Consider the following 1,952-nt stretch of genomic DNA (forward strand, 5'->3'; position numbering starts at 1 on the left):
TGTCTGCCCGATCCGAGAACGTCAAAGCCCTGCGTCCCACCAGGCAACTCCCTCTATCCAGTTATGTTGTTGCTACGACGCTATGACACCAAGAACTGCCTGTGGTGCATTTTGGTGCAGGAGTACTTGTGAGCACCTGTGTCGTCGTGCGAGCAGAACGTCCGCAAACGTTGGTATTTCAGGGCTTTTCACGTAGTCCGCAGCATATGCCTGATAGGCGTAATGGGTTCAAATCCCGCCGTCACCGCCACCGGAAAGGCCCCGCGGCCGCTTTGAACACCGGGATGAGGGGCTTTTTCTTGCATTGGGACGCGCCGGCGGTAACGCAGCAGTAACAGGAGTTGTCGACAGTCTGTTCAGCCAGACGGCAGCAACTCACGGTTCGCGTTCGACACGCACGGGGTCGGCTATCGGAACTACCACCAGGGGGTGCGAACACGCGCCCGACCGGGCCGTCTTCTGCATCTGTCCCAATGAACCCCGCCTCGCCGAAGCCCATCCACGCTGTCTCGAGCCCGCAGCGCCGAAGAGGAACTGATCGGCGTACTGGTGATGGACCTTGTCCGCGAATTACATATCAACGCCGCTCGGACATGGGAGGCGAGACCCTACGGCAAGCCTCATCACGGAATCAATATGATGACCAGTTGCGCCGAGACACCGAGGAGAAAAGCGTGGCGGTGAGTCGAAGGGCCAACCACCGGCTCGTGAGCATTCTAAAGAATCTCTGCGAGCCAACAGGTACAGCCACCATCTCACCAGAAACGAGTACTTACTGCCGACCAAGACGAACTCCACCGGGACAGCGAAAAATGTTCAGCGAGGAGCAGTGGGCAGCGCACGATTCAATGCATAACGACGACGACCACAAGCTTTACTCGAACAAGTATTGCGCCCTGCAACGCGAGGCGGCCTTACGGAACTCCCCCCTCAACATGGCCCTTCTTCCAGCAGCTTTCCGGTGAAGGCCCCTCAGAGGCACCCATGGAAATGCCAGGAAGCACAAGGACCTGCGGTCAGTCAGTGACCCGGGATGTCGAACCGAAACGCACGAGTTCACCCTGAGAGATAACAGTCAGCAGTCAGAATGGGTTCTCCCTGACCCATTGGCGGTCAGCCGAACTTCAGATCCAGTACTCGTCCACCCGATGTCCACGCAAGTTCCGGGTCCGGCCCCCTGTAGTGGAAGAAGCCCCGCAATGCTGCTTTCGCCGCCTCCAGGTCGACCACGACGCCGCTGGGCGCGTACGCAGGGCCCGAGGGTATGCGAAGCTCGGTTTCGCCCCCTCCGTCAAGCGCGCCGAGTATCCGCCATTCGTTCTCGTCCTGGGATTTTGCGGCACAGTGCACGATGAAGCCCGTCGCCGGATCTCCCATCGCTTCGAACAACCCCTCACCACGTTCGACGAAAAAGCGCCCGCCTTTCGTGCTGTCCCACGATGAGATCGCGGCCAGGGACGCCGCCTTTGCATCCCCGGCGCTCGGGTATTCGGTGCCGTTGACGACCCACACGTCGCGCCGAGTGTTCGGTCTGCCCTCGAGTAGTCCCTGACGAACGACGTTGCCCAGGATCAGCCCTATCGCGTTGGCCGGTATCAACGTCGGCCAGAAGCTGGACCAGGGCTCAGAGAATTGGGAAAGGACTGCGCACTCGGCCACGACGAGGACGATGAACACAGCCGTTATGAGGTTTTCACGAACAAGACCTCGGACCAACCCGCCCCCGGCGAGGCCGAGAACAACCAATACGGCGATCTCCACCCCGCTAGAACCGCTGCTCAGGGAAAGAACAGAGAAAAAGATCCCCACGGCGAAGACCAGCACCATGACCAGGAGGGCCCAGGCGCCTCGCATAAGCTGGCTCTTCACGGTTCGTGGGGAATGGCGTGCTGAGGTGAGTGTCATGCCGCCGTCCGGGTGGCACTGGTAAGCAGGATACGGGATCGATAATT

1 protein-coding gene is annotated in these 1,952 nt (G+C 59.9%); it reads right to left on the minus strand.

The window, feature by feature from the left end; all coding sequences use genetic code 11:
* Nucleotides 1–1,113: 1,113 nt before the first annotated feature.
* Nucleotides 1,114–1,952, minus strand: an 839-nt coding sequence (locus IWX63_RS16555) for a hypothetical protein (RefSeq protein ID WP_334685958.1), incomplete at its 5' end; no start/stop codon positions are given.

The organism is Arthrobacter sp. CAN_A2 (genome assembly GCF_015752045.1).
Taxonomy (GTDB): Bacteria; Actinomycetota; Actinomycetes; order Actinomycetales; family Micrococcaceae; genus Arthrobacter_D.